22 protein-coding genes and 2 tRNA genes are annotated in these 22995 nt (G+C 40.3%); 15 read left to right on the top strand and 9 right to left on the bottom strand.

Annotation, left to right across the window (positions count from 1 at the left end; genetic code table 11):
* Positions 1-2 precede the first annotated feature (2 nt).
* The 8 genes from AN392_RS16755 to lolB all read right to left on the bottom strand — a co-directional run bounded on the left by AN392_RS16755 (position 3) and on the right by lolB (position 5549).
* Positions 3-87: transfer RNA gene (locus AN392_RS16755), tRNA-Leu, on the bottom strand.
* A 69-nt stretch (positions 88-156) separates the two neighbouring features.
* Positions 157-233 (bottom strand) — tRNA-Met (locus AN392_RS16750).
* A gap of 320 nt (positions 234-553) precedes the next feature.
* Positions 554-1645 (bottom strand): redox-regulated ATPase YchF, encoded by a 1092-nt coding sequence (ychF, locus tag AN392_RS16745; protein ID WP_008115165.1) that lies wholly within the window; start codon positions 1643-1645, stop codon positions 554-556.
* Between the two features lie 55 nt (positions 1646-1700).
* Positions 1701-2285 carry an aminoacyl-tRNA hydrolase gene (gene pth / locus AN392_RS16740; RefSeq protein ID WP_008115166.1) on the bottom strand — a complete coding sequence of 195 codons (585 nt, stop codon included), beginning with the start codon at positions 2283-2285 and terminating at the stop codon, positions 1701-1703.
* A gap of 18 nt (positions 2286-2303) precedes the next feature.
* Positions 2304-2918 carry a 50S ribosomal protein L25/general stress protein Ctc gene (locus tag AN392_RS16735; RefSeq protein ID WP_010388341.1) on the bottom strand — a complete coding sequence of 205 codons (615 nt, stop codon included), beginning with the start codon at positions 2916-2918 and terminating at the stop codon, positions 2304-2306.
* 149 nt (positions 2919-3067) lie between these two features.
* Entirely contained in the window at positions 3068-4015 is a 948-nt protein-coding gene (locus AN392_RS16730) for a ribose-phosphate pyrophosphokinase (protein WP_008115168.1), read from the bottom strand.
* 86 nt (positions 4016-4101) lie between these two features.
* Positions 4102-4959, bottom strand: a complete 858-nt coding sequence (ispE, locus tag AN392_RS16725) for a 4-(cytidine 5'-diphospho)-2-C-methyl-D-erythritol kinase (RefSeq protein WP_055013327.1) — start codon at positions 4957-4959, stop codon at positions 4102-4104.
* Positions 4960-4961: 2 nt separating this feature from the next.
* Entirely contained in the window at positions 4962-5549 is a 588-nt protein-coding gene (gene lolB, locus AN392_RS16720) for a lipoprotein insertase outer membrane protein LolB (RefSeq protein ID WP_055013329.1), read from the bottom strand.
* 83 nt (positions 5550-5632) lie between these two features.
* Between lolB and hemA the strand changes: the two genes are divergently transcribed.
* The 12 genes from hemA (at position 5633) to rlmM (ending at position 17059) form a co-directional block, all read left to right on the top strand.
* The gene (hemA, locus tag AN392_RS16715; RefSeq protein ID WP_175610046.1) at positions 5633-6889 is read left to right on the top strand and encodes a glutamyl-tRNA reductase; all 1257 of its coding nucleotides are present in this window, start codon (positions 5633-5635) and stop codon (positions 6887-6889) included.
* Positions 6890-6896: 7 nt separating this feature from the next.
* Positions 6897-7982 (top strand): peptide chain release factor 1, encoded by a 1086-nt coding sequence (gene prfA / locus AN392_RS16710; RefSeq protein WP_010388346.1) that lies wholly within the window; start codon positions 6897-6899, stop codon positions 7980-7982.
* 2 nt (positions 7983-7984) lie between these two features.
* Positions 7985-8824 (top strand): peptide chain release factor N(5)-glutamine methyltransferase, encoded by an 840-nt coding sequence (gene prmC / locus AN392_RS16705; protein ID WP_055013326.1) that lies wholly within the window; start codon positions 7985-7987, stop codon positions 8822-8824.
* Positions 8825-8879: 55 nt separating this feature from the next.
* On the top strand, positions 8880-10433 hold the full coding sequence (locus AN392_RS16700) for a DUF3369 domain-containing protein (RefSeq protein ID WP_010388348.1): 1554 nt from the start codon (positions 8880-8882) through the stop codon (positions 10431-10433).
* A gap of 18 nt (positions 10434-10451) precedes the next feature.
* Positions 10452-10826 carry a SirB2 family protein gene (locus tag AN392_RS16695; RefSeq protein ID WP_055013325.1) on the top strand — a complete coding sequence of 125 codons (375 nt, stop codon included), beginning with the start codon at positions 10452-10454 and terminating at the stop codon, positions 10824-10826.
* A 129-nt stretch (positions 10827-10955) separates the two neighbouring features.
* Positions 10956-11783, top strand: a complete 828-nt coding sequence (locus AN392_RS16690; protein WP_010388352.1) for a tetratricopeptide repeat protein — start codon at positions 10956-10958, stop codon at positions 11781-11783.
* A 20-nt stretch (positions 11784-11803) separates the two neighbouring features.
* A complete protein-coding gene (locus AN392_RS18665; protein ID WP_010388358.1) occupies positions 11804-13057 on the top strand; it encodes a DUF819 domain-containing protein in 1254 nt (417 codons plus the stop codon).
* 9 nt (positions 13058-13066) lie between these two features.
* Positions 13067-13921 carry a 3-deoxy-8-phosphooctulonate synthase gene (gene kdsA, locus AN392_RS18660; protein ID WP_055013324.1) on the top strand — a complete coding sequence of 285 codons (855 nt, stop codon included), beginning with the start codon at positions 13067-13069 and terminating at the stop codon, positions 13919-13921.
* Positions 13922-14042: 121 nt separating this feature from the next.
* On the top strand, positions 14043-14939 hold the full coding sequence (locus tag AN392_RS16675; RefSeq protein ID WP_008115185.1) for a transcriptional regulator GcvA: 897 nt from the start codon (positions 14043-14045) through the stop codon (positions 14937-14939).
* Positions 14939-15595: an alpha/beta family hydrolase gene (locus AN392_RS16670; protein WP_010388363.1), complete on the top strand. Its 657-nt coding sequence runs from the start codon at positions 14939-14941 to the stop codon at positions 15593-15595. Before AN392_RS16675 ends, AN392_RS16670 begins: the two co-directional genes overlap by 1 nt.
* On the top strand, positions 15588-15956 hold the full coding sequence (locus tag AN392_RS16665; protein ID WP_010388367.1) for a DUF423 domain-containing protein: 369 nt from the start codon (positions 15588-15590) through the stop codon (positions 15954-15956). Before AN392_RS16670 ends, AN392_RS16665 begins: the two co-directional genes overlap by 8 nt.
* Positions 15957-15973: 17 nt before the next feature.
* Complete coding sequence (gene rlmM / locus AN392_RS16660; protein WP_055013323.1) at positions 15974-17059, top strand: 23S rRNA (cytidine(2498)-2'-O)-methyltransferase RlmM; 1086 nt, start codon at positions 15974-15976, stop codon at positions 17057-17059.
* Between the two features lie 44 nt (positions 17060-17103).
* Here rlmM and cysZ read toward each other — a convergent pair whose 3' ends face one another.
* On the bottom strand, positions 17104-17814 hold the full coding sequence (cysZ, locus tag AN392_RS16655) for a sulfate transporter CysZ (protein WP_282454259.1): 711 nt from the start codon (positions 17812-17814) through the stop codon (positions 17104-17106).
* A gap of 315 nt (positions 17815-18129) precedes the next feature.
* On the opposite strand from cysZ, the gene AN392_RS16650 reads away from it, so the two are divergent.
* The 3 genes from AN392_RS16650 (at position 18130) to AN392_RS16640 (ending at position 22984) form a co-directional block, all read left to right on the top strand.
* Positions 18130-20376: a bifunctional diguanylate cyclase/phosphodiesterase gene (locus AN392_RS16650; protein ID WP_055013322.1), complete on the top strand. Its 2247-nt coding sequence runs from the start codon at positions 18130-18132 to the stop codon at positions 20374-20376.
* Positions 20377-20780: 404 nt separating this feature from the next.
* Positions 20781-22340, top strand: coding sequence for a BCCT family transporter (locus AN392_RS16645; protein ID WP_055013321.1), 1560 nt, complete (start codon positions 20781-20783; stop codon positions 22338-22340).
* A 185-nt stretch (positions 22341-22525) separates the two neighbouring features.
* Positions 22526-22984, top strand: a complete 459-nt coding sequence (locus AN392_RS16640; RefSeq protein WP_055013320.1) for a GNAT family N-acetyltransferase — start codon at positions 22526-22528, stop codon at positions 22982-22984.
* Positions 22985-22995: the final 11 nt, after the last annotated feature.

Here is a 22995-nt window from a genome sequence, read left to right as displayed (position 1 = left end):
TATGGTGCGGAAGGAGAGACTTGAACTCTCACATCCTAAGATACTGGAACCTAAATCCAGCGCGTCTACCAATTCCGCCACTCCCGCATTATCGCTTTGAATTAATCAAAGAAATGGTAGTTATTTTAAACTCTTCATTGAGCAACAAAAAATAAATGGTGGCTAAGACGGGATTTGAACCTGTGACCCCATCATTATGAGTGATGTGCTCTAACCAGCTGAGCTACTTAGCCATCTTTTTTGTTAGCACTTCATCGCTGAGTGCGGGGCGTATTATGCTGATATGCCCCAAATTCGTCAACACCTTTTTTGCAAAAAAACACTTAAGTTGGTTTGTTTGCAGGAAAAATAGGCTAACCGGCTACTTTTTAATTAAAACGTTGCTTTTTTAACACTCTTTATCAGCGTGGCATTGTAATTATAGATGTGTTTTACAATTCTGAGCTTATGGTAAAAGTAGCTAATTATTGTTTTTATTCGGCTGAAAATAAAAAAGGCCCGTAAAAACGAGCCTTTCAAAACAATTAGCCACTCAAGGTGATGCAGTGTTTAATTATACGTTGAACAAGAAGTTCATTACATCGCCATCTTTAACAATGTATTCTTTACCTTCTTGACGCATTTTACCTGCTTCTTTTGCACCGCTTTCGCCTTTACATGCAATAAAGTCATCAAAAGCAATTGTTTGTGCACGGATAAAGCCACGTTCAAAGTCGGTATGGATTTTACCTGCAGCTTGTGGCGCTGTTGCACCCACAGGGATAGTCCATGCACGAACTTCTTTTACACCCGCAGTAAAGTAGGTTTGTAAGTGCAGTAATTCATAACCGCCACGAATAACAAGGTTAAGCCCTGGCTCTTCAAGACCAAGGTCAGCCATAAACTCTAACTTGTCTTCATCTTCAAGCTCAGAAAGCTCAGACTCGATGGCAGCACACACAGGTACAACAACCGCATCTTCAGCGGCAGCTATTTCACGCACACGATCAAGTAGTGGGTTATTTTCAAATCCATCTTCTGCTACGTTGGCAATATACATCGTTGGCTTGATGGTTAAGAAGTTAATAGGTGCAATTGCTGCTTTTTCTTCTTTTGTTAGTGCTAAAGAACGTAAAGTTAAGCCTTCATCAAGATGTACTTTTACTTTTTCAAGTACTGCATTTTGCTCTTTTGCGTCTTTATCACCGCCTTTTGCTTTTTTTGCATTACGGAAAATTGCTTTATCAGCACTGTCCATATCAGCAAGCACAAGCTCAGTGTTGATCACGTCAATGTCGTCCGCAGGGTCAATAGTACCCGCTACGTGAATAACGTTTTCATCTTCAAAACAGCGAACTACATGGCCAATCGCATCTGTTTCACGAATATTTGCTAAAAACTGATTGCCTAGGCCTTCACCTTTCGATGCACCTTTAACTAAACCTGCAATATCCACAAATTCCATACTTGTTGTAAGAATGCGTTGTGGGTTAACAATTTTAGCAAGTTCGTCTAGGCGAGGATCTGGCACCGGTACCACACCTGTGTTAGGTTCAATGGTACAAAAAGGAAAGTTAGCGGCTTCAATACCCGCTTTAGTCAATGCATTGAAAAGTGTTGATTTACCAACATTAGGCAAGCCAACGATGCCACATTTAAAACCCATAGTAAGATACCTTGTTTAGATTCGTTTAAAACGTGTGTACGTATACCCCTAAAAACTAGGGTTTAAACGAATGTAGTCTGTTTTGTGCTTTTAACACACCGTCTTTAGCAAGTATTTCCATACAACGAACTGCTTCATCAACTGCGGCATCCATTTTTTCCTGATCTTCCTTGGCTGCTTTTCCAAGCACCCAACCGGTGACCATTTCACGATGTCCTGGATGACCAACACCTATGCGTAAGCGCATAAAGTCTTTTTGATTTGCCATTTTTGCAATAATGTCTTTTAAGCCATTATGACCGCCATGTCCGCCGCCTTTTTTCAATTTGGCAACGCCCGGGTCTAAATCCAATTCATCATGGGCGACAAGTATGTCTTCCACTGGGATTTTAAAAAAATTGGCTAAACTACTCACCGCTTTGCCACTTAAGTTCATGTAAGTGGTGGGGATCAGTAATTTGAATTCTTTGCCTTGAATAATCACTTTGCCAGTAAGGCCGTGATATTTAGGGTCGTGTTTTAGCGTGCAGTTGTAGCGTGCAGCGAGTTCTTGAATGAACCAAGCACCTGCGTTGTGGCGTGTATTTGCGTATTCGGGGCCTGGATTAGCCAGGCCCACAAGCATTTGAATAGAATTCAAGGTGCGAGACCTTAAATATTATTCTGCAGCGTCTGAAGCGTCGTCTTCAGTTGGAGCTGCTTTGTTAGCTTTGATAGTAACGATAGACTGATCGTGGCCTTCGCCTTTACCAAGCTCAACAGATTGAACACCTTTAGGGAACGCAAGATCTGTAAGGTGGATTGAATCACCAGCTACAAGATCAGATACGTCTACTTCGATGAATTCTGGAAGTGACTTAGGAAGACAAGAAATCTCAACTTCAGTTAACTGGTGAACAACAGTTGCACCTAACTTAGTTACTTTATCTTCACCGATGAAGTGTAAAGGAACCTTAGTTACTAGTTTGTGAGTTGCGTCTACACGTTGGAAATCAAGGTGAGTAAGCTTAGGCTTGAAAGGGTGACGTTGGATATCTTTTAAGATAGCTTCAACTTTCTCGCCACCTACATTTAATGTAAGGATGTGAGTGTAAAAGCCTTCGTCTTCTTGTGCTTTGATCATATCTTTATGTTCAAAAGTAAGCGATAAAGCTTCTTTATCAGCTCCATAAAGGATTGCCGGCACTTTGTCTTCGCGACGTAGGCGGCGGCTCGCACCAGTACCAGTTTCTACGCGAAGTTCAGCGTCATAAGTATAAGTTGTGTTAGACATGATGTCTCCAATAATTAAAAGTGTTAGGGCCTTTGCGACCAAGGTCCCTAGCCAAAAGGCGCGCTATCATACCACTGCGGGTTTATAAAATAAACATCACCTACAAAAAAAGCGCCAAAAGGCGCTTTTATACTCATTAATGTTTAACTTTAATGTTCAAACATTGCCGAGATAGATTCTTCGTTGCTAATGCGACGAATAGTCTCTGCTAACATATCTGCAAGTGTTAATACTTTAACAATATCAAGCGCTTTTAGTTCGTCAGACAGTGGAATTGAGTCAGTTACAATCACTTCATCAATCACAGAGTTACGTAAGTTTTCTGCAGCTGTACCAGAAAGAATAGGGTGAGTAGCGTAAGCAAATACACGTTTAGCACCATGCTCTTTAAGAGCTTCAGCTGCTTTACACAATGTACCACCGGTATCAATCATGTCATCAACAATAATACAATCACGACCTTCAACGTCACCAATAATATGCATTACTTGAGAAACGTTAGCTTGAGGGCGACGTTTATCAATAATAGCTAGGTCGGTATCGTTTAATAGTTTTGCAATTGCACGGGCACGTACAACACCACCAATATCAGGTGATACAACAACCACGTCATCAAAGTCGCGGTTTTTCATATCTTCTAATAATACCGGGCTGCCAAATACGTTATCTACTGGTACATCGAAGAAGCCTTGGATTTGCTCAGCATGTAAATCAACCGTAAGAACGCGGTCAACACCTACACTTGATAAGAAATCCGCAACCACTTTAGCTGTAATTGGCACACGCGCAGAACGTACACGACGATCTTGACGAGCATAACCAAAATAAGGAATAACAGCAGTGATACGACCGGCAGATGCACGGCGTAGCGCATCAACCATAACGATAAGTTCCATCAGGTTATCGTTAGTAGGGGCACAGGTTGATTGTAAGATAAAAACATCCGAGCCACGAACATTTTCATTAATTTGAACACTGATCTCACCGTCACTAAAACGGCCAACAACAGCATCGCCTAATTCAATATATAAACGTTTTGCAACTTTTTGAGCTAGGTCAGGTGTTGCGTTACCAGCGAAGAGCTTCATGTCAGGCACGGTAGGGTTCCTCAGGCACTGAATTTTTGGACTAACTTACATTGAATGAACAAAGTAGGTTAACTTATGATTACTTGTACGTTACTTCATTTATCAATGATGGCGGCTAACTCCGTGTGAGCAGGAGAAGTATTAACGCTTGATGCGATAAACCCCTGCCAAGTATGGGGGAGGTTAGCAAGTACATCTTGTGCTTGAACTTGACTAGCAAATTCAACAAAACAACATGAACCTGTTCCGGTCATCTTTGATGGGGCGTATTTTAGCAACCACTGCAGGGTTTTTTCAACCTCGGGACACAGCTTTTTCACTAAAGGCTCACAATCGTTAGTCAAAACCTGTTGTTGCCAGTCACCTAAAAGTTTAGGCGTGTCACGTTTTAAATCGGGGTGAGTAAATATTTGTGCAGTACTGACATGCTGGTTTGGAAAAACAACGCAGTACCATTTTTGTGGCAATTTAACATACTCTAATTGCTCGCCAATGCCATGTGCTATGGCACTTTTACCTTTAATGAATACAGGTACGTCTGCACCGAGATTCAAGCCTAAATCTGCAAGTTCATCTAGTGTAAGAGCGGTATTCCACAGTGTGTTAAGCGCTAAAAGTGTTGACGCAGCATCGGATGAACCACCACCAACACCTCCGCCCATAGGCAAACGTTTAGTTAAATTTATTTTTGCACCTAAATTCACTTTACACTGAGTTTGCAATAATAAAGCTGCTTTATAAATTAAGTTGTCAGTTAGTGCAATGCCATGAGTGTCACCGCTAATACTAATACTTTTATCATTAGTAAGCGTAAAATGGAGCTCGTCGCCATAGTTTAAAAATGTAAACAGGGTTTCTAATTCATGATAGCCATCATCACGGCGACCATTAATATGTAAAAATAAATTTAGCTTCGCCGGCGCAATCAGCGAAAGTTCAAAGGGAGTATTCATAATTAGTTAAACTGCCAATCGTAGAGTTTGATTTTAATTTTAATCTTTTGATGGGTTAAGGTTAGCGCATTAGGTAACCAAAAACCGTGTTTTTGTATGTAACTGGTGTAGTTTATTTGCCATTTTTTGCCAGCGTCATCAAACCATAACACGCTTTTAGCACGGCCTAATTGATCGACTTCTAAGGTTTGATCGTCAATAGTGGCTTTTAACCACTGACCGGCGTTATTTACCGGTAAAGTAAACCCCGTTAAGCGTTGTAAAAGTTTACTCGCATTAGTATCAAAAAACTGTTGTTCATCAAATATTAATTCAGCCCCCACTGCGGTTTGTTTGAGCGATAAAATTCGGGTGCCAATAAATGTGGTTAACACTAAATGATTACTATTTTGTGTTTGTTGCCAATTTAAGTTAGCAGATTGGCGCTCATCAGGGCTAATAAACGCTAATTTACCTTCCACCTGCCAAGTTTTTTGTGTACTAAGACGTAACTTCCAGTCTTCGTAAGTTTTTGTATTGTAATTGTTTTTATTGGCGCAGCCCGTTAAAAAAACAAATAACAGGGTTAAAATAAAATATTGTCGAATCAAATGTTGTTCCTTACTTTCCATATTCCTGAGATTTTTGATAAAATTGCCGCCTATGTAGTAGGGCTCAGCAATATTTGGCAGATATGACCATAATAGCACTTGGTATTAATCACAAAACCGCATCCGTAGATTTACGAGAAAAAGTGGCCTTTTCGCCTGAGCAAATTTCAGAGGCGCTACAGCAATTAAGTGGTCATGCCGACTTTAATGAAGCGGTTATTGTATCTACCTGTAATCGCACTGAAGTGTATTGTAGCCTTGCGCAACAAAATTCCCAAACATTGTTGCAATGGTTAGCCAGTTTCCATGGTTTAGATGAACATGAACTGAGTAAAAACATCTACTGTTATGAAGACAGCGCAGCAATAAACCATTTAATGCGTGTAGCCTGCGGGCTTGATTCGCTGGTGTTAGGTGAACCACAGATTTTAGGGCAAATAAAGCAAGCGTATAACAGCGCTAAAACCCACGATGCGGTGGGTGTAACTTTTGATCGTTTGTTTCAAAAAACCTTTTCAGTGGCAAAAGAAGTACGCACCGAAACTAACATTGGTGCGAGTGCAGTCTCGGTTGCGTTTGCTGCGGTTAATCTTGCAAAGCATATTTATGGCAAATTAGACAAAACCAAGGTGCTATTAATTGGTGCTGGTGAAACCATTGAGCTGGTAGCAAAACATTTATACCAAAATGAGCCACAAAAAATAACGGTAGCTAATAGAACAATAGAACGGGCTCGCGGCTTAGCGGATGAAGTGTCAGCAGATGTTATTGCCTTGGCACAATTACCAGAACGATTACACCAAGCCGATATTGTTATTAGCTCCACCGCCAGTACTTTGCCTATTATTGGTAAAGGAGTGGTGGAACAAGCACTGAAACAACGTCGTTATAAACCTATGCTATTTATAGATATTGCTGTACCACGCGATATTGAAAGTCAAGTCGGAGAGCTTGACGACGCTTATTTATATTCTGTTGATGACTTACAAGCCATTGTTAGCGAAAACATGGCTGCACGTGAGCAAGCGGCAGAACAAGCACAAATTATTATTAGTGAGCGCACCAAAGAGTTTTTTATGTGGCTGCGTTCACTTGATTCAGTGGATTTAATTCGCCACTACCGTAATGATGTACAAACTACAAAAGCAGAACTTGTAGATAGGGCCCTAAGCCAGCTAAATACAGGTAAAAATGCAGAAAAAGTAATTTTAGAGCTAGCCAATAAATTAACCAATCGCTTAATGCACGCGCCTACCCGTGCCATCCAAGATGCAGCGAAAAAAGGTGAAGTGGCTCAGTTAAATCAATTGAAAAAAATGTTAGGTATAGATCAGGAATAACAGTTAAATGAAAGAGTCCGTTTATCGTAAATTAGAAACCTTAGTTGAGCGCTATGAAGAAGTACAAGCGCTACTAAGTGACCCATCGGTCATTAGTGATCAAAACCGCTTTCGTACTCTTTCAAAAGAATACTCTGAGCTTGAAGAAGTGGTAAAAACATTTTTAGCGTACCAGCAAGCACAAGAGGATTTGAGCAGTGCTGAAGAAATGCTTAAAGATTCAGACCCTGAAATGCGTGAAATGGCACAAGAAGAATACAAAGAAGCAAAAGCACAGATTTCGACTTTAGAAGACGACATTCAAGTTCTGATGCTCCCTAAAGATCCGAGAGACAACAACAATGTATTTTTAGAGGTTCGTGCAGGAACAGGGGGCGATGAAGCTGCTATTTTTGCTGGCGACTTATTCAGAATGTACAGCCGTTACGCAGAAACAAAAAAATGGAAAGTAGAGGTTGTTACCACCAACGAAGGTGAGCACGGTGGTTACAAAGAAGTAATTGCTAACATCAGCGGTGAAGGTGTTTACGGGCAATTAAAATTTGAATCAGGCGTTCACCGTGTACAACGTGTTCCTGAAACTGAGTCTCAAGGCCGTGTACATACCTCAGCATGTACTGTAGCTGTTATGGCTGAAGTACCAGAAGCAGAAGCCATCGAAATCAATACTGCCGACATTAAAGTTGATACTTTTAGAGCGTCGGGCGCGGGTGGTCAGCACGTAAATAAAACCGACTCTGCCATTCGTATTACCCATTTACCTACGGGTGTAGTGGTTGAGTGTCAAGATGAGCGCTCTCAGCATAAAAACCGTGCTAAAGCGATGTCGGTATTGGCTGCGCGCCTTCAGCAAGCTGAAGATGAAAAGCGTCATGCTGCTGAAGCATCAGAACGTCGTAACTTAGTTGGCAGCGGCGATCGTTCTGAGCGTATTCGTACATACAACTATCCACAAGGTCGTATTACCGATCACCGTATTAACTTAACGCTTTATCGTCTTAATGAAGTGGTAGCGGGTGATTTAGGCGCCGTTGTCGAGCCTCTAATGCAAGAGCATCAAGCAGATTTACTTGCAGCAATGGGCGATGATTAATCGTGACGCCTTCTGTTGAAAACGCTATTACTACAGGTACTAATTTATTAGCATCAAGTAGTGATAGCGCAAAGTTAGATGCACAAGTATTACTGCTCAATATTTTACAAAAGCCACGAAGTTATTTATTTACTTGGCCTGAAAAACAGCTCACAGATGAGCAGTATCAGGCATTTCAACGTGCCTGTGAACGTCGCTTACAAGGCGAACCTGTTTCGCATATTACCGGCTGTCGTGAATTTTGGAGTTTGCAGCTTGAAGTGAACCCAACAACACTTATCCCTCGACCTGATACAGAAACATTAGTTGAACTTGCGCTTGAGTGCGAAGTGCCTAAAAACGCGAAAGTACTTGATTTAGGCACGGGCACGGGAGCTATAGCACTGGCACTTGGGAGCGAAATGCCCTCATGGGATATTATTGCTGTTGATCGTATTGATGATGCGGTAGCGTTGGCAAAGCGCAACCAAGAGCGATTAGCTATTAATAATGTGACTGTTGAGCAGAGTAACTGGTTTAGTGTGTTAAAAAACAAAAAATTTGATCTAATTGTAACCAATCCACCCTATATAGAACATGACGATGTTCACTTACATCAAGGCGACGTGCGCTTTGAACCTTTGTCTGCATTAGTCGCAGATGATGCAGGAATGGCTGATATTAAACAAATAATTACACAATCACGTGACTATTTACACGCAAGTGGCTATCTTTTAATTGAACACGGATTTGAGCAAAGTGCAGCTGTGCGTCATATTTTCAATCAAATGGCGTTTATAAATGTAAGCACAGTGAAAGATCTTGGTAATAACGACCGCGTAACGTTCGGACAATGGCCCTAAATTATTTATAGTAGCTCCGTTGTTTGTTTGCATATGGTTTAAGGAATTCTATGTGATGGAAGATTTTTTATTTTCAAATGAACAACCACCTGAAGTAGCAAGTGAAGAGCAAGGAACATGGAAAGTTTTAATAGTTGATGATGAGCCAGAGGTTCACGCTGTTACCCGTTTAGCATTGAGTGACTTTAAGTTCCAAGATAAACGTTTGGAATTTATTAGCGCATATTCAGGTGCAGAAGCAAAAAAGTTAATTGATGAGCACCCAGATGCAGCCATCATCCTACTCGATGTTGTTATGGAAACTGACGACGCTGGTTTGCAAGTCGCGAAATACATACGCAATACCGTTAAAAATAATTACATTCGTATCATTTTACGCACTGGGCAACCAGGTCAAGCCCCTGAGCGTCAAGTCATTGTCAATTACGACATAAATGACTACAAATCTAAAACAGAACTCACCGCACAAAAACTATTCACCGTGATGATGGCTAGTCTTCGTTCGTATCGCGATATTATTTCTATTGAGCAGTCACGTGAGGGGCTGGAAAAAATAATAACCGCCTCTCGCAATATTTTTGCAACTCATTCAATGGATAACTTTATTGAAGGGGTGATGCAGCAGCTAACCTCCTTGCTTAATGTGGCCGACGAAGCTATGTATGCCACTACCTTAGTTGCGCAAAATCCGTCAGAGGAATTAAATAAAAAACTGATTGTTTGCTCTGGCACTGGTGATTTTGCTAAGCGCGAAGGGGAAGAGCTAGAAACAGTATTAGCAGCAGATCAACTCTTAGCGTGCCAAGAAGCCCTAGCTAACAAAGCAATTGTTTATAAAGATGACTATTTGTTTGCCTATTGTAGTAGTAAATTTAATCATAATTCGATGTTATTTGTATCCGGTGTGCCATCGAAACTGACAGATACGCAACGAAATCTAATCGAAATTTTTTCTCAAAATGTGCAGTTGGCATTTGAAAATGTACAATTACACACTGAAGTTGAAGCCACCCAGCAAGAACTTGTCTATCGTTTAAGCGAAGCAGTTGAACAGCGTTCATGTGAAACGGGTAATCATGTAAAACGGGTTGCTTATATTTGTTATGAACTGGCATTAGCGTATGGATTATCTGAAGAGCAAGCGAATTTAATTCGCTTTGCCTCGCCTCTACATGATGTGGGTAAAATAGGTATTCCGGATGCTATTTTAAATAAACCCGGTAAATTAAACAGTGATGAGTGGGAAGTTATGAAAACCCATGCAGGCAAAGGCTACGCCATTTTAAAAGATTCACCGCGTAAAATAGTCAGTGCAGGGGCCTTAATTGCACAGCAACATCACGAAAAATGGGATGGGTCTGGTTACCCTTGCGGCTTAAAAGGCGAGAGTATCGATATTTTTGCTCGCATAGTGGCATTGGCCGATGTGTATGATGCACTGCGTCATAAACGTTGTTATAAAGGTGCGTGGACACTTGAAGAAGCCGTTGCTGAGATCAATGCAAACAAAGGTACGCATTTTGATCCTAAACTTGTTGATGTATTCAATGATAAACTTGAAGAACTTGAAGCGGTAATTTTACGCTTTCCTGATAAAACACATAACTAAACAGAAGTAACAATACACATGGATTATTTAGCATTAAAACATACGCACATGGCGATTGCGCTAGTGAGTATTATTTTATTTTACGTACGTTCTTTTTCGCGCATGGGCAGTGGCAGCCTTGCTAAAAATAAAGTGGTTTTCATTGGTAGCCACAGTATAGATACCTTACTAATCATCTCGGCTATTACTTTAATGGCCATGGCTAAAATAAACCCGTTAGAGCAACTTTGGCTATTAGAAAAAATTGTATTGGTGGTTGTTTATATCGCCGTTGGGATTATTAGTGCGAAGCAAACCACAACATTACCTAAAGTTATGTTTTTAGTGTTTAACACTGCGGTTATCTTAGCTATTGGCTTTTTAGCAACCGCCAAAGCCCCGCTATTGTTGTAATTAACAATACTTGCTTAAGCTTTACACTACAGGTGTAAAGCTTGTCTCTTTATTTCATTTCTGATTATTGGTATCTAACCTTAAAATTAGGTAAACTACGTGTTCGTTTTCTAGAATGTTGTAGTATGAATGACCACCCTCGGGTTTGATGAACACGATGAATCTTATATAGAAGATGCCTACGATGATTTTTTGCCACCGGCAATATATCGTTGTATTAAAGCAGAAGCTAAATGGGACCCTCAAATAGACTTAACACCAAGTCTTGAAATATTGACTGCGTTTGAGCAACAAATAGAGACTATTTGTTCGCAAACACGCGATGCACATGATCGTTTAGAACAACTACTTGATTGCTTTTACAGTCAGTGGTTATTTAGTGCGTCAAGCCTTAAAGTACCTGAGTACAAGCTAAACAGTATTAGCTACACCTTATCTATGCGCAGTGGTACACCCACGACCTTAGCTATTTTGTTATGCCATTTTTTACAGCATGCAAAACTTGATGCTAGTGTAAGCATAACTCAAGGCGAAGTGGGCATTCACGTCGCAATGAGCGATGATGAAGGGTACATTGTTGAGCCAAGTAGTGGTCAACAAAGCTGGTATATCATTCCTGAAAATACCAACGAAGATAATGCACAAGAGCAAGAGCCTCTTGAGCTTATTTTTGAAGACGAAGTATATAAATTATTTTTAGCGCAACAAAAATGGTCTTTTATTAGTGAGAACAAATTTGGTCATGCGTTAACTTGCGTTGATTTGTTAATGGAAATGCTAGGGGATGATCCCTATGAGCGACGCGACAGAGGCTATTTACTAAATCAGCTAGGTTGCCCTAAAATGGCACGAGATGATTTACAATTTTTTGTTGATGAATGTCCCGACGACCCTGCTATTGAAGTCATCCAACATCAAATCGAAGAACTTGAAGATAATCATAAAACCCACCATTAAAAATAAAAATAGGAAACGTTATGGCTGATCCCCAAACTGCCTTGATCACCAATGATGCTGTTGTACTAGGTTTACTGGCGATTATTTTAGGCTTTATTTTTAAAACCTCGTCAAGTCAGCGCCCAGGGCTTGTAACATTTTACAAATATGTGCCTGCATTATTGCTGTGCTATTTTTTACCATCGTTGCTAAATACCTTTGGTATTGTTGATGGCTCGCAATCGAGTGTGTATTACGTTGCCTCGCGGTATTTATTACCTGCGTGTTTAATCTTACTAACTATTAGCATTGATTTAAGAGCGATTATTAATCTAGGCCCTAAAGCATTAATTATGTTCTTAACGGGCACCGCAGGTATTGTGATTGGTGGGCCATTAGCTATTTTAATTATGAGTGCCGTTTACCCTGAAGCAGTGGGTGGACATGGCCCTGATGCTGTTTGGCGAGGTATGACAACTATTGCGGGTAGCTGGATTGGCGGCGGCGCAAACCAAGCGTCTATGAAAGAGATGTTTGAAGTTGGCGGTGATATCTTCTCTGCTATGGTTACTGTTGATGTGATTGTGGCTAATCTATGGATGGCGGTATTATTATTAATGGCGGCTAACCATAAAGCGATTGATGCCAAAGCGGGGGCCGATACCACTGCGATTGAAGATTTAAAACAGCGTGTTGAAAAATACCATGCAGAGCATGCCCGTATGCCAACGCTGAATGATTACATGATGATTATTGCTATTGCCTTTGGTATTACTGGTTTAGCACATTTTTGTGCTGATATTTTAGGACCGTTCTTTGCCAATAACTATGCATGGGCAAAAGAATACAGTTTAAATAGTAAGTTCTTTTGGCTTATTGTTATATCGACCACTATAGGCATTAGTTTATCGTTCACTAGAGTGCGTCATATCGAAGCCTTTGGCTCGTCTAAAGTGGCATCAGCATTTTTATATATCTTAGTAGCATCAATTGGCCTGCATATGAATGTGATGGCGATTTTTGATTCACCAATGTATTTTGTGCTTGGTGCAATTTGGATGCTAACTCACGCCAGCTTAATGCTGATTGTTGCTAAACTAATTAAAGCGCCGTTATTTTACATGGCTGTTGGCTCTCAGGCCAATGTAGGTGGCGCGGCCTCGGCTCCTGTTGTCGCCGCTGCGTTTCATCCATCACTGGCACCGGTAGGCGTTTTATTAGCAGTACTAGGCTATGGTGTAGGTACATATATGGCGTATATTTGTGGATTAATGATGCAAGCAGTTGCACCATAAGGAATTAAAATGAACAACCAAGTTATAAATATTAATCAAATAGAACTGGCAAATGATAAACCTTTCGTTTTATTTGGTGGCATGAATGTGCTGGAATCTCGTGATTTAGCGATGCGTATTGCCGAGCATTATGTTGAAGTGACTACTAGATTAAATATTCCTTATGTATTTAAGGCGTCATTTGATAAAGCCAATCGCTCGTCAATCAATTCTTACCGTGGTCCGGGCATGGAAGAAGGCTTAAAGATATTTGAAGAGATTAAAAATACCTTTAATATTCCGCTGATCACCGATGTGCACGAACCTCATCAAGCAGCACCGGTTGCAGAGGTTGTTGATGTTATTCAGCTACCGGCATTTTTGGCTCGTCAAACAGACTTAGTGGTTGCAATGGCAAAAACAGGCGCGATTATTAATGTGAAAAAGCCACAGTTTTTAGCCCCACATGAAATGCGTCATATCATTACTAAATTTAATGAAGCGGGCAATAATAATGTGGCCTTGTGTGAACGTGGTTCAAGCTTTGGTTATAACAACCTAGTGGTTGATATGCTGGGCATGGATGACATGAAAACCATGGCGCCCGTTATATTTGACGCTACTCATGCGCTACAACGTCCTGGCGGTCGAGCTGATTCAGCCGATGGTCGTCGTGCTCAAGCAGCAGAACTGGCTCGTAGTGGCATGGCACTGGGTATTGCAGGCTTATTTATTGAAGCACACCCAAATCCAAATGAAGCAAAATGTGATGGCCCTTGTGCATTAGCACTGAGTAAATTAGAAGGGTACTTATCGCAAATGAAAGCGGTTGATGATTTAATCAAAAGCTTTGCTCCGCTTGATACCAGTGCTAGCGATTTATAAAAAAGTGATTTACTCATTAAAAAGCGACTTCGGTCGCTTTTTTTGTGGCTTGAATATACTCTTTCCCAGCATAGGTATATAATTCACCGCATAAGAAAAACTAATTCTAAGCTTGGTTGCCATGTCAAGACGAGTTCCTCCATTAAACGCGCTAAAAGCTTTTGAAGCTGCAGCCCGTCATTTAAGCTTTACTAAAGCCGCAGAAGAGTTGTATGTGACGCAGGCTGCGGTAAGTCATCAAATTAAAACCCTCGAAGAGCACTTAGGGTTAAAGTTGTTTTTGCGTAAAAATCGCTCGTTACTTCTAACCGAAGAAGGTCAAGGCTACTTTTTAGATATTAAAGAGATTTTTACTCAGCTAATTGACGCAACCGAAAAGCTACTAGCCCGTGGTGCAAAAGGCTCGCTAACAGTGAGTTTAACCCCGAGCTTTGCGATTCAATGGCTTATTCCTCGATTGAGCTTATTTAACGAGTTACACCCTGAAATTGATGTGCGAATTAAAGCCCAAGATCAGGACGAAAACTCGTTAACAGACGATGTTGATATTTCAATTTATTATGGTCGCGGTCATTGGAGTGGCGTACAAGCTTATAAATTGCACACTGAATACTTAGTGCCACTGTGTAGCCCATTATTGTTAAGTGGCCCTAGAGCGCTTAATCAACCAAGTGATTTAGCAAACCATACGTTGTTGCATGACACCACTCGTAAAAACTGGAAAACATGGATGAAAACCGCGGGTGTTCGCAACGTACAAGTTAACCAAGGGCCTATTTTTAGTCATTCATCTATGGTGCTGCAAGCTGCGGTACATGGCCAAGGTGTTGCAATTGGTAATAGTGTTTTAGCAAAACCAGATATTGATGCAGGTCGATTAGTGATCCCGTTTAATCACAGTTTAGAAAGCAAAAACGCCTATTATTTGGTGATCCGTGAGTCGCAAAATGAATTAGGTAAAATTGTGTCATTTAAAGATTGGATGTTAAGCCTAGTTGAGCAGGAGCAAGAATATTAATGAGCATTGAATGGGTTAAAAGCAGTCAGCAACCTGCAATCGCACAGTTTATATTTGCGCATGGTGCAGGGGCTGGCAGTGATTCTGAGTTTATGCAAACCATGGCCAAACAGCTCAGTGAGTATGGTATTGACGTTGGGCTGTTTGATTTTGAATACATGCAAATTGCTAAACAAACCAATAAACGTCGCCCACCAGAGCGAGCACCAAAATTACTTACATATTTTGATCATATACTTACTCAAGCTGATGCAAATTTACCGCTATTTATAGGGGGTAAATCAATGGGTGGGCGCATGGCGTCTATGCTTGCTTGCTCAACCTCGCATGCTGTTTTAGGTGTACTTGCGTTTGGTTATCCGTTTCATCCACCGGGCAAGCCAGAAAAACTCCGCACAGATCACTTTGCAGACATACCATGTCCTTTTTTAGTACTACAAGGTGAACGAGACACCTTTGGCACCCGTGAAGAGCTTGCCACAATGGCAATGCCAAAACAGCCGCAGTATATATGGTTAACTGATGGTGACCACTCACTAAAACCACGTAAAAAAAGTGGTATAACCGAGCAACAAAACCTTAATGTTGCAGCAATGCAGGCGGCTAACTTTATCAAAAGCACCATTGAGAATGTAAAAGAGGAAAAACATGATTAAACTATTTTTACTCGCAGGCAGCTTTTTTTGTATGCTTTCAGTGATACTGGGCGCATTTGCTGCCCATGGTTTAAAAAGTCGCTTATCAGATTACGCTATTGGTATTTTTAAAACCGCCGCCGAGTATCAAATGGTACATGGGCTGGCACTGATTGCAGTGGCAATCTTAATAAAGTGGGGCATTAACTTAAGCATGGCAGGTGGTTTTTTTATAGCGGGTACACTGTTATTTAGTGGCAGCTTATATTTACTGGCTTTAACCGGCTTAAAGTGGCTGGGCCCAATTACACCACTAGGTGGACTGTGTTTTATTATTGGTTGGATAGTTATTTTAGTGCAAGTTGCACGATTTAAGTTTTAAAGAGTTTAAGGGTTAATATGTCTAGTGTTGTGATTTACTGTCGTAGTGGTTTTGAAAGCGATGCCGCTGCTGAAATAACGTTTCACGCCGCCGAGCAAGGGTTTGCTGGGTATGTAAAAGCAAAACCAAATACCGGTTATGTTATTTATGAATGTTTTGAAGCGCAGCACAGCGACGAAATAATCAAAAAAGTTGATTTTAAAAATATGGTATTTGCACGCCAATGGTTTGCCGGTAACCTGATAGAAAATATGCCATTAGAGGATAGAGTGGGCGCTATTGTAGATGCCGCAAAAGACTTTACTTTATGCTCTGAACTACGAGTAGAAACACCCGATACCAACGAGGGCAAGGAGTTACTGACTTTTTGTAAAAAGATATCAACTCCGCTTAAAAAAGCGCTCGAGAAACAAAATACCGTATTGCGTGAACCAAAAGCCAATCGTCCAGTAATGCATGTGCTGTTTTTAGCTAATAATACTGCGTATGTGGGTCACTCTTATAGCTATAACAACTCACCTTTCTTTATGGGGATTCTGCGTTTACGTATGCCAAACGATGGTCCAAGCCGCTCAACCCTTAAGTTAGATGAAGCATTTAATGTATTTATTCCTGAGCAGCAGCGTGAGTCAAGAGTGCAAGCTGGCATGCGCAGCGTTGATTTAGGTGCTTGCCCAGGTGGTTGGACTTATCAGTTGGTTCGCCGTGGTATGTTTGTTAGCGCGATAGATAATGGCCCAATGAATGAAAGTTTAATGGAAACAGGGCAAGTAAAACATTTTAGAGAAGATGGTTTTAAATACCGTCCAGAAAAAAGAAACATAACTTGGTTAGTTTGCGATATGGTAGAAAAGCCAACGAAAGTAACTAACTTGATGATTGACTGGGCAGTAAATGCCTATGCAAAAGAGCTTATTTTCAATCTAAAATTACCGATGAAAAAACGCTTTGATAGTGTGTATGAATGTCTAAAAATGATTAGAGAAGAAATGGCGAAGTTTGGTATTAGCTACGAATTACAAGCTAAGCATTTGTACCATGATCGTGAAGAGATAACGGTGCACTTAAACGTAATTAAAGTACCACAAAGCTTATATAGTTAATTGATTAGCGAGTATAAAAAATGGGCCAAAAGGCCCATTTTTTTTTAACTACGATATTGTGGTCGGTAATGCTCAACCCATAACCGTGTAGCGCCGCACACTGCCACAGGCATCACAATTAAATTTATAAATGGGATAGCGGTTAGCAGCATCACTGCAAAGCCAAACCCGTAAGATAAGCCTTGTTTGCTTTTTAAGTCATTTTTCATTTGAGTGAAGCTAACTTTGTGGTTATCAAAAGCATAATCTTTATATTGCACCGCATACATCCAGCAGGTAAAAAGCACCCAAAGCACTTGGCCTATTACCGGTAACACCCACAATAGAATAAAAAAGCCAATAGCGCGCGGGAGGTAGTAGCAAAGCTTAGTCCATTCTCGGCCTAGCATTCGCGGCACATCTTTGACTAAATCAGCTAATCCATCGTCGTTAATTTTTTGACCAGTTAAATACAGCTCAACTTTTTCACTTAGCAAGCCATTAAAAGGTGCGGCTATAAAGTTAGTAATAACGGTAAATAACATACTGTAACTAAACAGCACCACCAGTACAGCAATTGGCCACATTAACCATTCGAGCCAACTTAACCATTCTGGGAGCATGGTATTTACGGCATTAAAGCCATCACTCAGCCAGCCAAATAAAAAGAATAAGGAGCTACCAAATAATAAAATATTAATAAGTAGGGGGATTAGTACAAAGCGTTTTAGTCCTTTTTGACTAATTAACTTAAACCCGGAAAAAAAATATTCCATACCTTGCGTTATTTGCACACTAACCTCATCGATTATTTATCTTTTGGCTATTATAAATAGCCTGATGATTTTAAACAGTACTTTTAAGTAACAAAGTATTTAATAAATGGTATTTCAAATAGAATGATAATAAATTGCTAGCTTGGGCAATTGCTTTGAATTCTTCGAAAGTGCTTAATGAAATAAAATGCTCGGCAATAGACAAAATTACCATAGATGCTAATTTCAATATTATGTATAGTCAAAAGACTATAATAAATTATTATATAGAATATAGCGGCGCATTTAGCGTAAGTGACTGTTGAGGAATATAATTTGATTGAAATAATGAGAGTCAGAAAGCTGCTTTCTCAGCAACAAAATATATTATCTAAAATAGCCTTGGGTGCGCCACTTGATGAAGTACTTGAAAATATTTGTTTATCTATTGAGGAGCTTATTGAAGACTCCTCTGCAAAGTGCTCTATATTAACACTCAAAGGTGAACAGCTATTTCATAGTGCGGCGCCTAATATTGCAAAGGGTTACTGTGAGGCAATTAATGGCGTACATATCGGCCCCAGTGTTGGCTCATGCGGTACTGCAGTGTATGAAAAAAAGCGAGTAATAGCCTCAGATATTGCAACATCACCCTTATGGGAAAACTATAAAGCGTTGGCATTGAGTTTTGATTTAAGGTCGTGCTGGTCAACCCCTATTATTTCAACCCAATCAGACATATTAGGCACTTTTGCAATTTATCATGACAGTGCCAAGTCACCGACACCACAAGATTTAGAGTTAATAGACTTTTTTGTTGATTTCACCAGTATTGCTTTAGAAAAGCACACAGAGTCACTAAAATCAAAAGTGTTACTTGCAGAATTACAGCAAAGTAATGAAAAGTTTAAAGCCTTCGCAAAAGTACTTCCCGATCTAACTCTTATTTTGAGTGAAGAAGGGGAGTATACCAACGTTTACGGCACTACTAATGAAAGTTTATATTTAAGCCAAGAGCATGTGATTAATCGTAATGTCAGAGATATTATGCCTCCCGAGGATGCTAATCCTATTATGGCGGTAATTGCCAAAACGCTTCAAACTAATGAAGTTCAAGTGTTTGAGTATCAGCTAAATATAAAAGGTAAACAACTTACATTTGAAGGACGAACAGCCCCGCTTGAAAGTTACCAACCTAATAATCCCTCTCAGCGACATGTAGTATGGATGGCCAGAGATATCTCTACTCGTAAAGCGGCAGAAGAAGAGGTGCAACGGTTAGCATTTTTTGACCCGCTTACAAACCTCCCGAACCGCAGAATGCTCAATGATAAACTCAGTATGTATGTTGAACAAATTAAGCAGTCTGAACACACGGGCGCACTCTTATTTTTAGATTTAGATAATTTTAAACGTATAAACGACTCATTAGGCCACAATGCCGGTGATGAAATACTGGTTGAGCTATCACAGCGACTAACGCGTGTTTTAAACCCAACAGATACCCTTGCCCGCGTGGGCGGTGATGAATTTATTATACTCATTGAGAATGTAGGAGATAGCCATAAGCAAGCGAGTCTTGAATCAGAATTAATGGCTAAAGTGGTACAAAGCGTTTTTTATGACAAGTTTGAGATAGGGGATTTGGCGTTTCAAGTTAGCTGCAGTATAGGTATATGTTTAATTAATAACGCCAATGCTATTAGCGAAAATATTTTAAAATTTGCAGATACCGCCATGTATCGCTCTAAAATGAAAGGCGGTAATAGTAGTAGCTTTTACGATCCTGCACTGCAAACCTTACTGGAAAATCAAACTGAGCTTGAAACAGATATAGTCAGAGCGATTGCATGTGATGAATTTTGTGCTTACTTTCAGCCTCAATTATCAATTGATGGCAGTATTATTGGTGCAGAAGCACTCATACGATGGAATCACCCAACCAAAGGACTAATCTTTCCTAATTCGTTTATTCCGATTGCCGAGCAATTTGGCTTAATTCAAAAGTTACAAAACATTGTATTGCGCGATATTTGTATTTTACTGGAAACACTTCGAGATCATAACGCACTGAAAAACCAGTTTAATGTGTCTATTAACATTAGCCAGTGTCAGTTTAATTCTTCTACTTTAAAAGGAGAATTGTTTAAAGCGATTGAGACGTATGATGTATTACCCTCACAAATTAAATTAGAGATCACTGAGTCCATGTTAGCGGGTGATTTAATGAGTACGGTAAAGCAAATGAAAGAGCTAAAGTCGCAGGGATTTGTATTTTCAATTGATGACTTTGGTACCGGCTACTCGTGTTTAAAGCACTTGAGTGTTTTACCGATAGACGAACTAAAAATAGATAAAAGCTTTATTGATAAAGTGTTGGATAACGCATCGGGGCAAAGCATAGTTCAGTCTATTATTGGTTTAGGTCATAGTTTAGATATTAATATTGTAGCCGAAGGGGTCGAAAGTGCTGAGCAACTACATATATTAAAGTCTATGGGTGTAAACGCAGTGCAAGGGTTCTTATTTGCAAAACCATTAACACACAGCAATTACTTAAAATGGCATAAAGAGCACCAATAACATCGTGCTTGTTACTAACTGAGGCGACAAGTTTAGTTACCCCAATCAATAAGTCGCTTTGTTTAACCTCTAATTGGGCAGTAACGTTTGCTAACTTACTGCGTTTTAGCTCAAACAGAAATGTATACTTTTTGTTTGTTTGCTAGCTAAGTGTAATGAGTTTTTTACTATTTTGTAACAGTTGCACAAATCATTGCTGTGGCATTGGTTTAGCGTTTTTAACGCGTTAAACTAGTCAGGAATTGGCAATAAGTCTACTTGTTGTGACATTATCTAAACGTAAACACGACAGGTACTTGAAACTTGCTTTTGAGTTGCTTTTTCGTTCGTTGTAACTATGGTTTAGGGTTATGTCATGGTATGTCGCTATGTCGGTAACTGTAAAAAACCATTAGGAGCGATAAATGAATACCACGAAAGCAGCTTTAAAGTCGGGTGAAATACACTCTCCCCGAGTAAAGTTTCTGGAAGGGGTTGATATACCCGTTTTTTTAATCAGTGGCGGTATATTAGTTTTATTTGCCGCGCTGGCACTGTACGACATAAAACTGATGTCGGATTGGATAAACTCTGCCTTTGCCTTCTCCACCAAAATATTTGGCGCCTTTTGGCAAGTTCTGCTGTTATTAACCTTTGTGATTGGCATATTTTTAGCCGTAGGCCGCACCGGTTCAGTGGTGCTCGGCGGTTTAAAAACCCCTGAAATATCTACCTTCAAATGGATAAGTATAATTATGTGTACTTTGCTTGCAGGTGGCGGTGTATTTTGGGCCGCAGCAGAGCCAATGGCACACTTTATTTCTCCGCCCCCGTTATTTGGTGGTGAAACTGGCACAAAGGATGCAGCCTACAACGCTCTTGCACAAAGCTTTATGCACTGGGGCTTTTTAGCCTGGGCTATTTTAGGTAGTTTGACCGGTATTGTTTATATGCATCTCCATTACGAAAAAGGATTACCGCTTAAACCGCGCACTTTGCTTTACCCGGTATTTGGCGATCGCGCAATGAAAGGTGCGCTTGGTACTATTGTTGATGCATGTTGTGTACTCGCTGTGGTTGCTGGCACTGTTGGTCCTATTGGTTTTTTAGGTTTACAAGTGAGTTTTGGTCTAGAAAAATTGTTTGCCATTCCTGATACCTACACCACGCAGGTGGTTATTTTATTTAGCTTAATTGGAATTTACACACTTTCAGCGGTAAGTGGGGTTACCAAAGGTATTCAACTACTAAGCCGTTTTAATGTTGTACTGGCAGTGTTGCTGATGTTGTTTATATTACTAATGGGGCCAACTGCGTTTATTATCGACAGTTACATTCATTCCTTTGGTTTGTATTTAGATAACTTTATTCCTATGGCTACATTTCGTGCCGATAAACCGTGGCTAGACTGGTGGACTGTATTCTTTTGGGGCTGGTTTTTAGGTTATGGCCCATTAATGGCTATGTTCGTTGCACGTATATCCCGTGGACGTACTATTCGTGAAATGATTTTACTTATTTCTGTGGTTGCCCCTGTGATGACGTGTTTTTGGTTTACTATTGTTGGCGGCTCAGGCATCTTTTTTGAATTAAATAATCCTGGCGTTATATCAGAGCCTTTTGCTGGGCTTAATTTGCCAGCGGCATTGTTAGCCATCACTGAGCAGTTACCTATGGGATTTGTTGTGTCGGTGTTATTTTTAGTACTGACCACTATTTTTGTGGCAACAACAGGTGATTCAATGACGTACTCGGTATCTATGGTAATGACGGGTACCGATCACCCACAAACCTCTATTCGAGTGTTTTGGGGGATTATGATGGGGGTGATGGCGGCGTTGCTTATTTCTATAGGCGAGGGCGGAATTTCAGCCTTGCAGTCGTTTATTGTGGTCACTGCGGTGCCAGTTTCGTTTGTGTTACTACCTTCGTTGTGGACAGCACCACAAATAGTTAAGAAAATGGCAGACGAACAAGGGCTTTAATAATTGATAAAGAGCGCTAATAAGCGCTCTTTTTCTGGGTACATCATATTCTCACCTTGTTATTGAGCTATTTATTATCCTAGCAATAAACTAACCCACTAAAAATAACTTAGCCTAAGTAGGTTGTTCATTCCTATCGATACGGTATAGTTTAAATATATTTAAGCATAACCTTGAGATAAACCATGCAGTTAGTCGACTTAGACCCTTGTGATCAGGATGTGATCAACGTATTTGCTGACATAGATCGACTTATTAGCTCATTATATCCTGTAGCAACTTCACAAGCGCTTACAGTTAATGAGCTTGGTTTACCGGGCGTTTACGCTGTAGGGTTAAAGAATAAAGACGGAATAGTTGCCTGTGGCGCAATAGTAAAGCAATTTGATGGTAGCTGGTATGGCGAAATTAGACGGCTTTACGTAAAACCTAGCTATCGCGGAAAAGGCTTATCGCGGCGTATTATGCAAATTTTATTGCACTATGCAGGCGAAGAAGAAATCCCAATCATAAAACTAGAAACAGGACCAAAGCAAATACAATCAATCCATCTTTATGAGAATTTAGGGTTTGTGCAATGTGCCCCTTTTGGTGAATACACAGAAAACCCGAATAGCTTATTTATGGAGCTTGCGCTCAGCTAATATTGCTTTGT

It is taken from the genome of Pseudoalteromonas sp. P1-16-1b (assembly GCF_001401785.1).
Lineage (GTDB): Bacteria > Pseudomonadota > Gammaproteobacteria > Enterobacterales > Alteromonadaceae > Pseudoalteromonas > Pseudoalteromonas undina.
The sequence above is the reverse complement of the archived record's forward strand: the minus strand, read 5'-3'. Positions and strand labels throughout refer to the sequence as shown.

Excerpts from the sequence above, each read along its gene's own strand:
- ychF (WP_008115165.1), bottom strand. The coding sequence starts at position 1,645 with ATGGGTTTTAAATGTGGCATCGTTGGCTTGCCTAATGTTGGTAAATCA.
- AN392_RS16735 (WP_010388341.1), bottom strand. The coding sequence starts at position 2,918 with ATGTCTAACACAACTTATACTTATGACGCTGAACTTCGCGTAGAAACT.
- ispE (WP_055013327.1), bottom strand. The coding sequence starts at position 4,959 with ATGAATACTCCCTTTGAACTTTCGCTGATTGCGCCGGCGAAGCTAAAT.
- hemA (WP_175610046.1), top strand. The coding sequence starts at position 5,633 with ATGACCATAATAGCACTTGGTATTAATCACAAAACCGCATCCGTAGAT.
- prfA (WP_010388346.1), top strand. The coding sequence starts at position 6,897 with ATGAAAGAGTCCGTTTATCGTAAATTAGAAACCTTAGTTGAGCGCTAT.
- AN392_RS16700 (WP_010388348.1), top strand. The coding sequence starts at position 8,880 with ATGGAAGATTTTTTATTTTCAAATGAACAACCACCTGAAGTAGCAAGT.
- AN392_RS16695 (WP_055013325.1), top strand. The coding sequence starts at position 10,452 with ATGGATTATTTAGCATTAAAACATACGCACATGGCGATTGCGCTAGTG.
- AN392_RS16690 (WP_010388352.1), top strand. The coding sequence starts at position 10,956 with ATGACCACCCTCGGGTTTGATGAACACGATGAATCTTATATAGAAGAT.
- AN392_RS18665 (WP_010388358.1), top strand. The coding sequence starts at position 11,804 with ATGGCTGATCCCCAAACTGCCTTGATCACCAATGATGCTGTTGTACTA.
- kdsA (WP_055013324.1), top strand. The coding sequence starts at position 13,067 with ATGAACAACCAAGTTATAAATATTAATCAAATAGAACTGGCAAATGAT.
- AN392_RS16675 (WP_008115185.1), top strand. The coding sequence starts at position 14,043 with ATGTCAAGACGAGTTCCTCCATTAAACGCGCTAAAAGCTTTTGAAGCT.
- AN392_RS16670 (WP_010388363.1), top strand. The coding sequence starts at position 14,939 with ATGAGCATTGAATGGGTTAAAAGCAGTCAGCAACCTGCAATCGCACAG.
- AN392_RS16665 (WP_010388367.1), top strand. The coding sequence starts at position 15,588 with ATGATTAAACTATTTTTACTCGCAGGCAGCTTTTTTTGTATGCTTTCA.
- rlmM (WP_055013323.1), top strand. The coding sequence starts at position 15,974 with ATGTCTAGTGTTGTGATTTACTGTCGTAGTGGTTTTGAAAGCGATGCC.
- cysZ (WP_282454259.1), bottom strand. The coding sequence starts at position 17,814 with ATGGAATATTTTTTTTCCGGGTTTAAGTTAATTAGTCAAAAAGGACTA.
- AN392_RS16645 (WP_055013321.1), top strand. The coding sequence starts at position 20,781 with ATGAATACCACGAAAGCAGCTTTAAAGTCGGGTGAAATACACTCTCCC.
- AN392_RS16640 (WP_055013320.1), top strand. The coding sequence starts at position 22,526 with ATGCAGTTAGTCGACTTAGACCCTTGTGATCAGGATGTGATCAACGTA.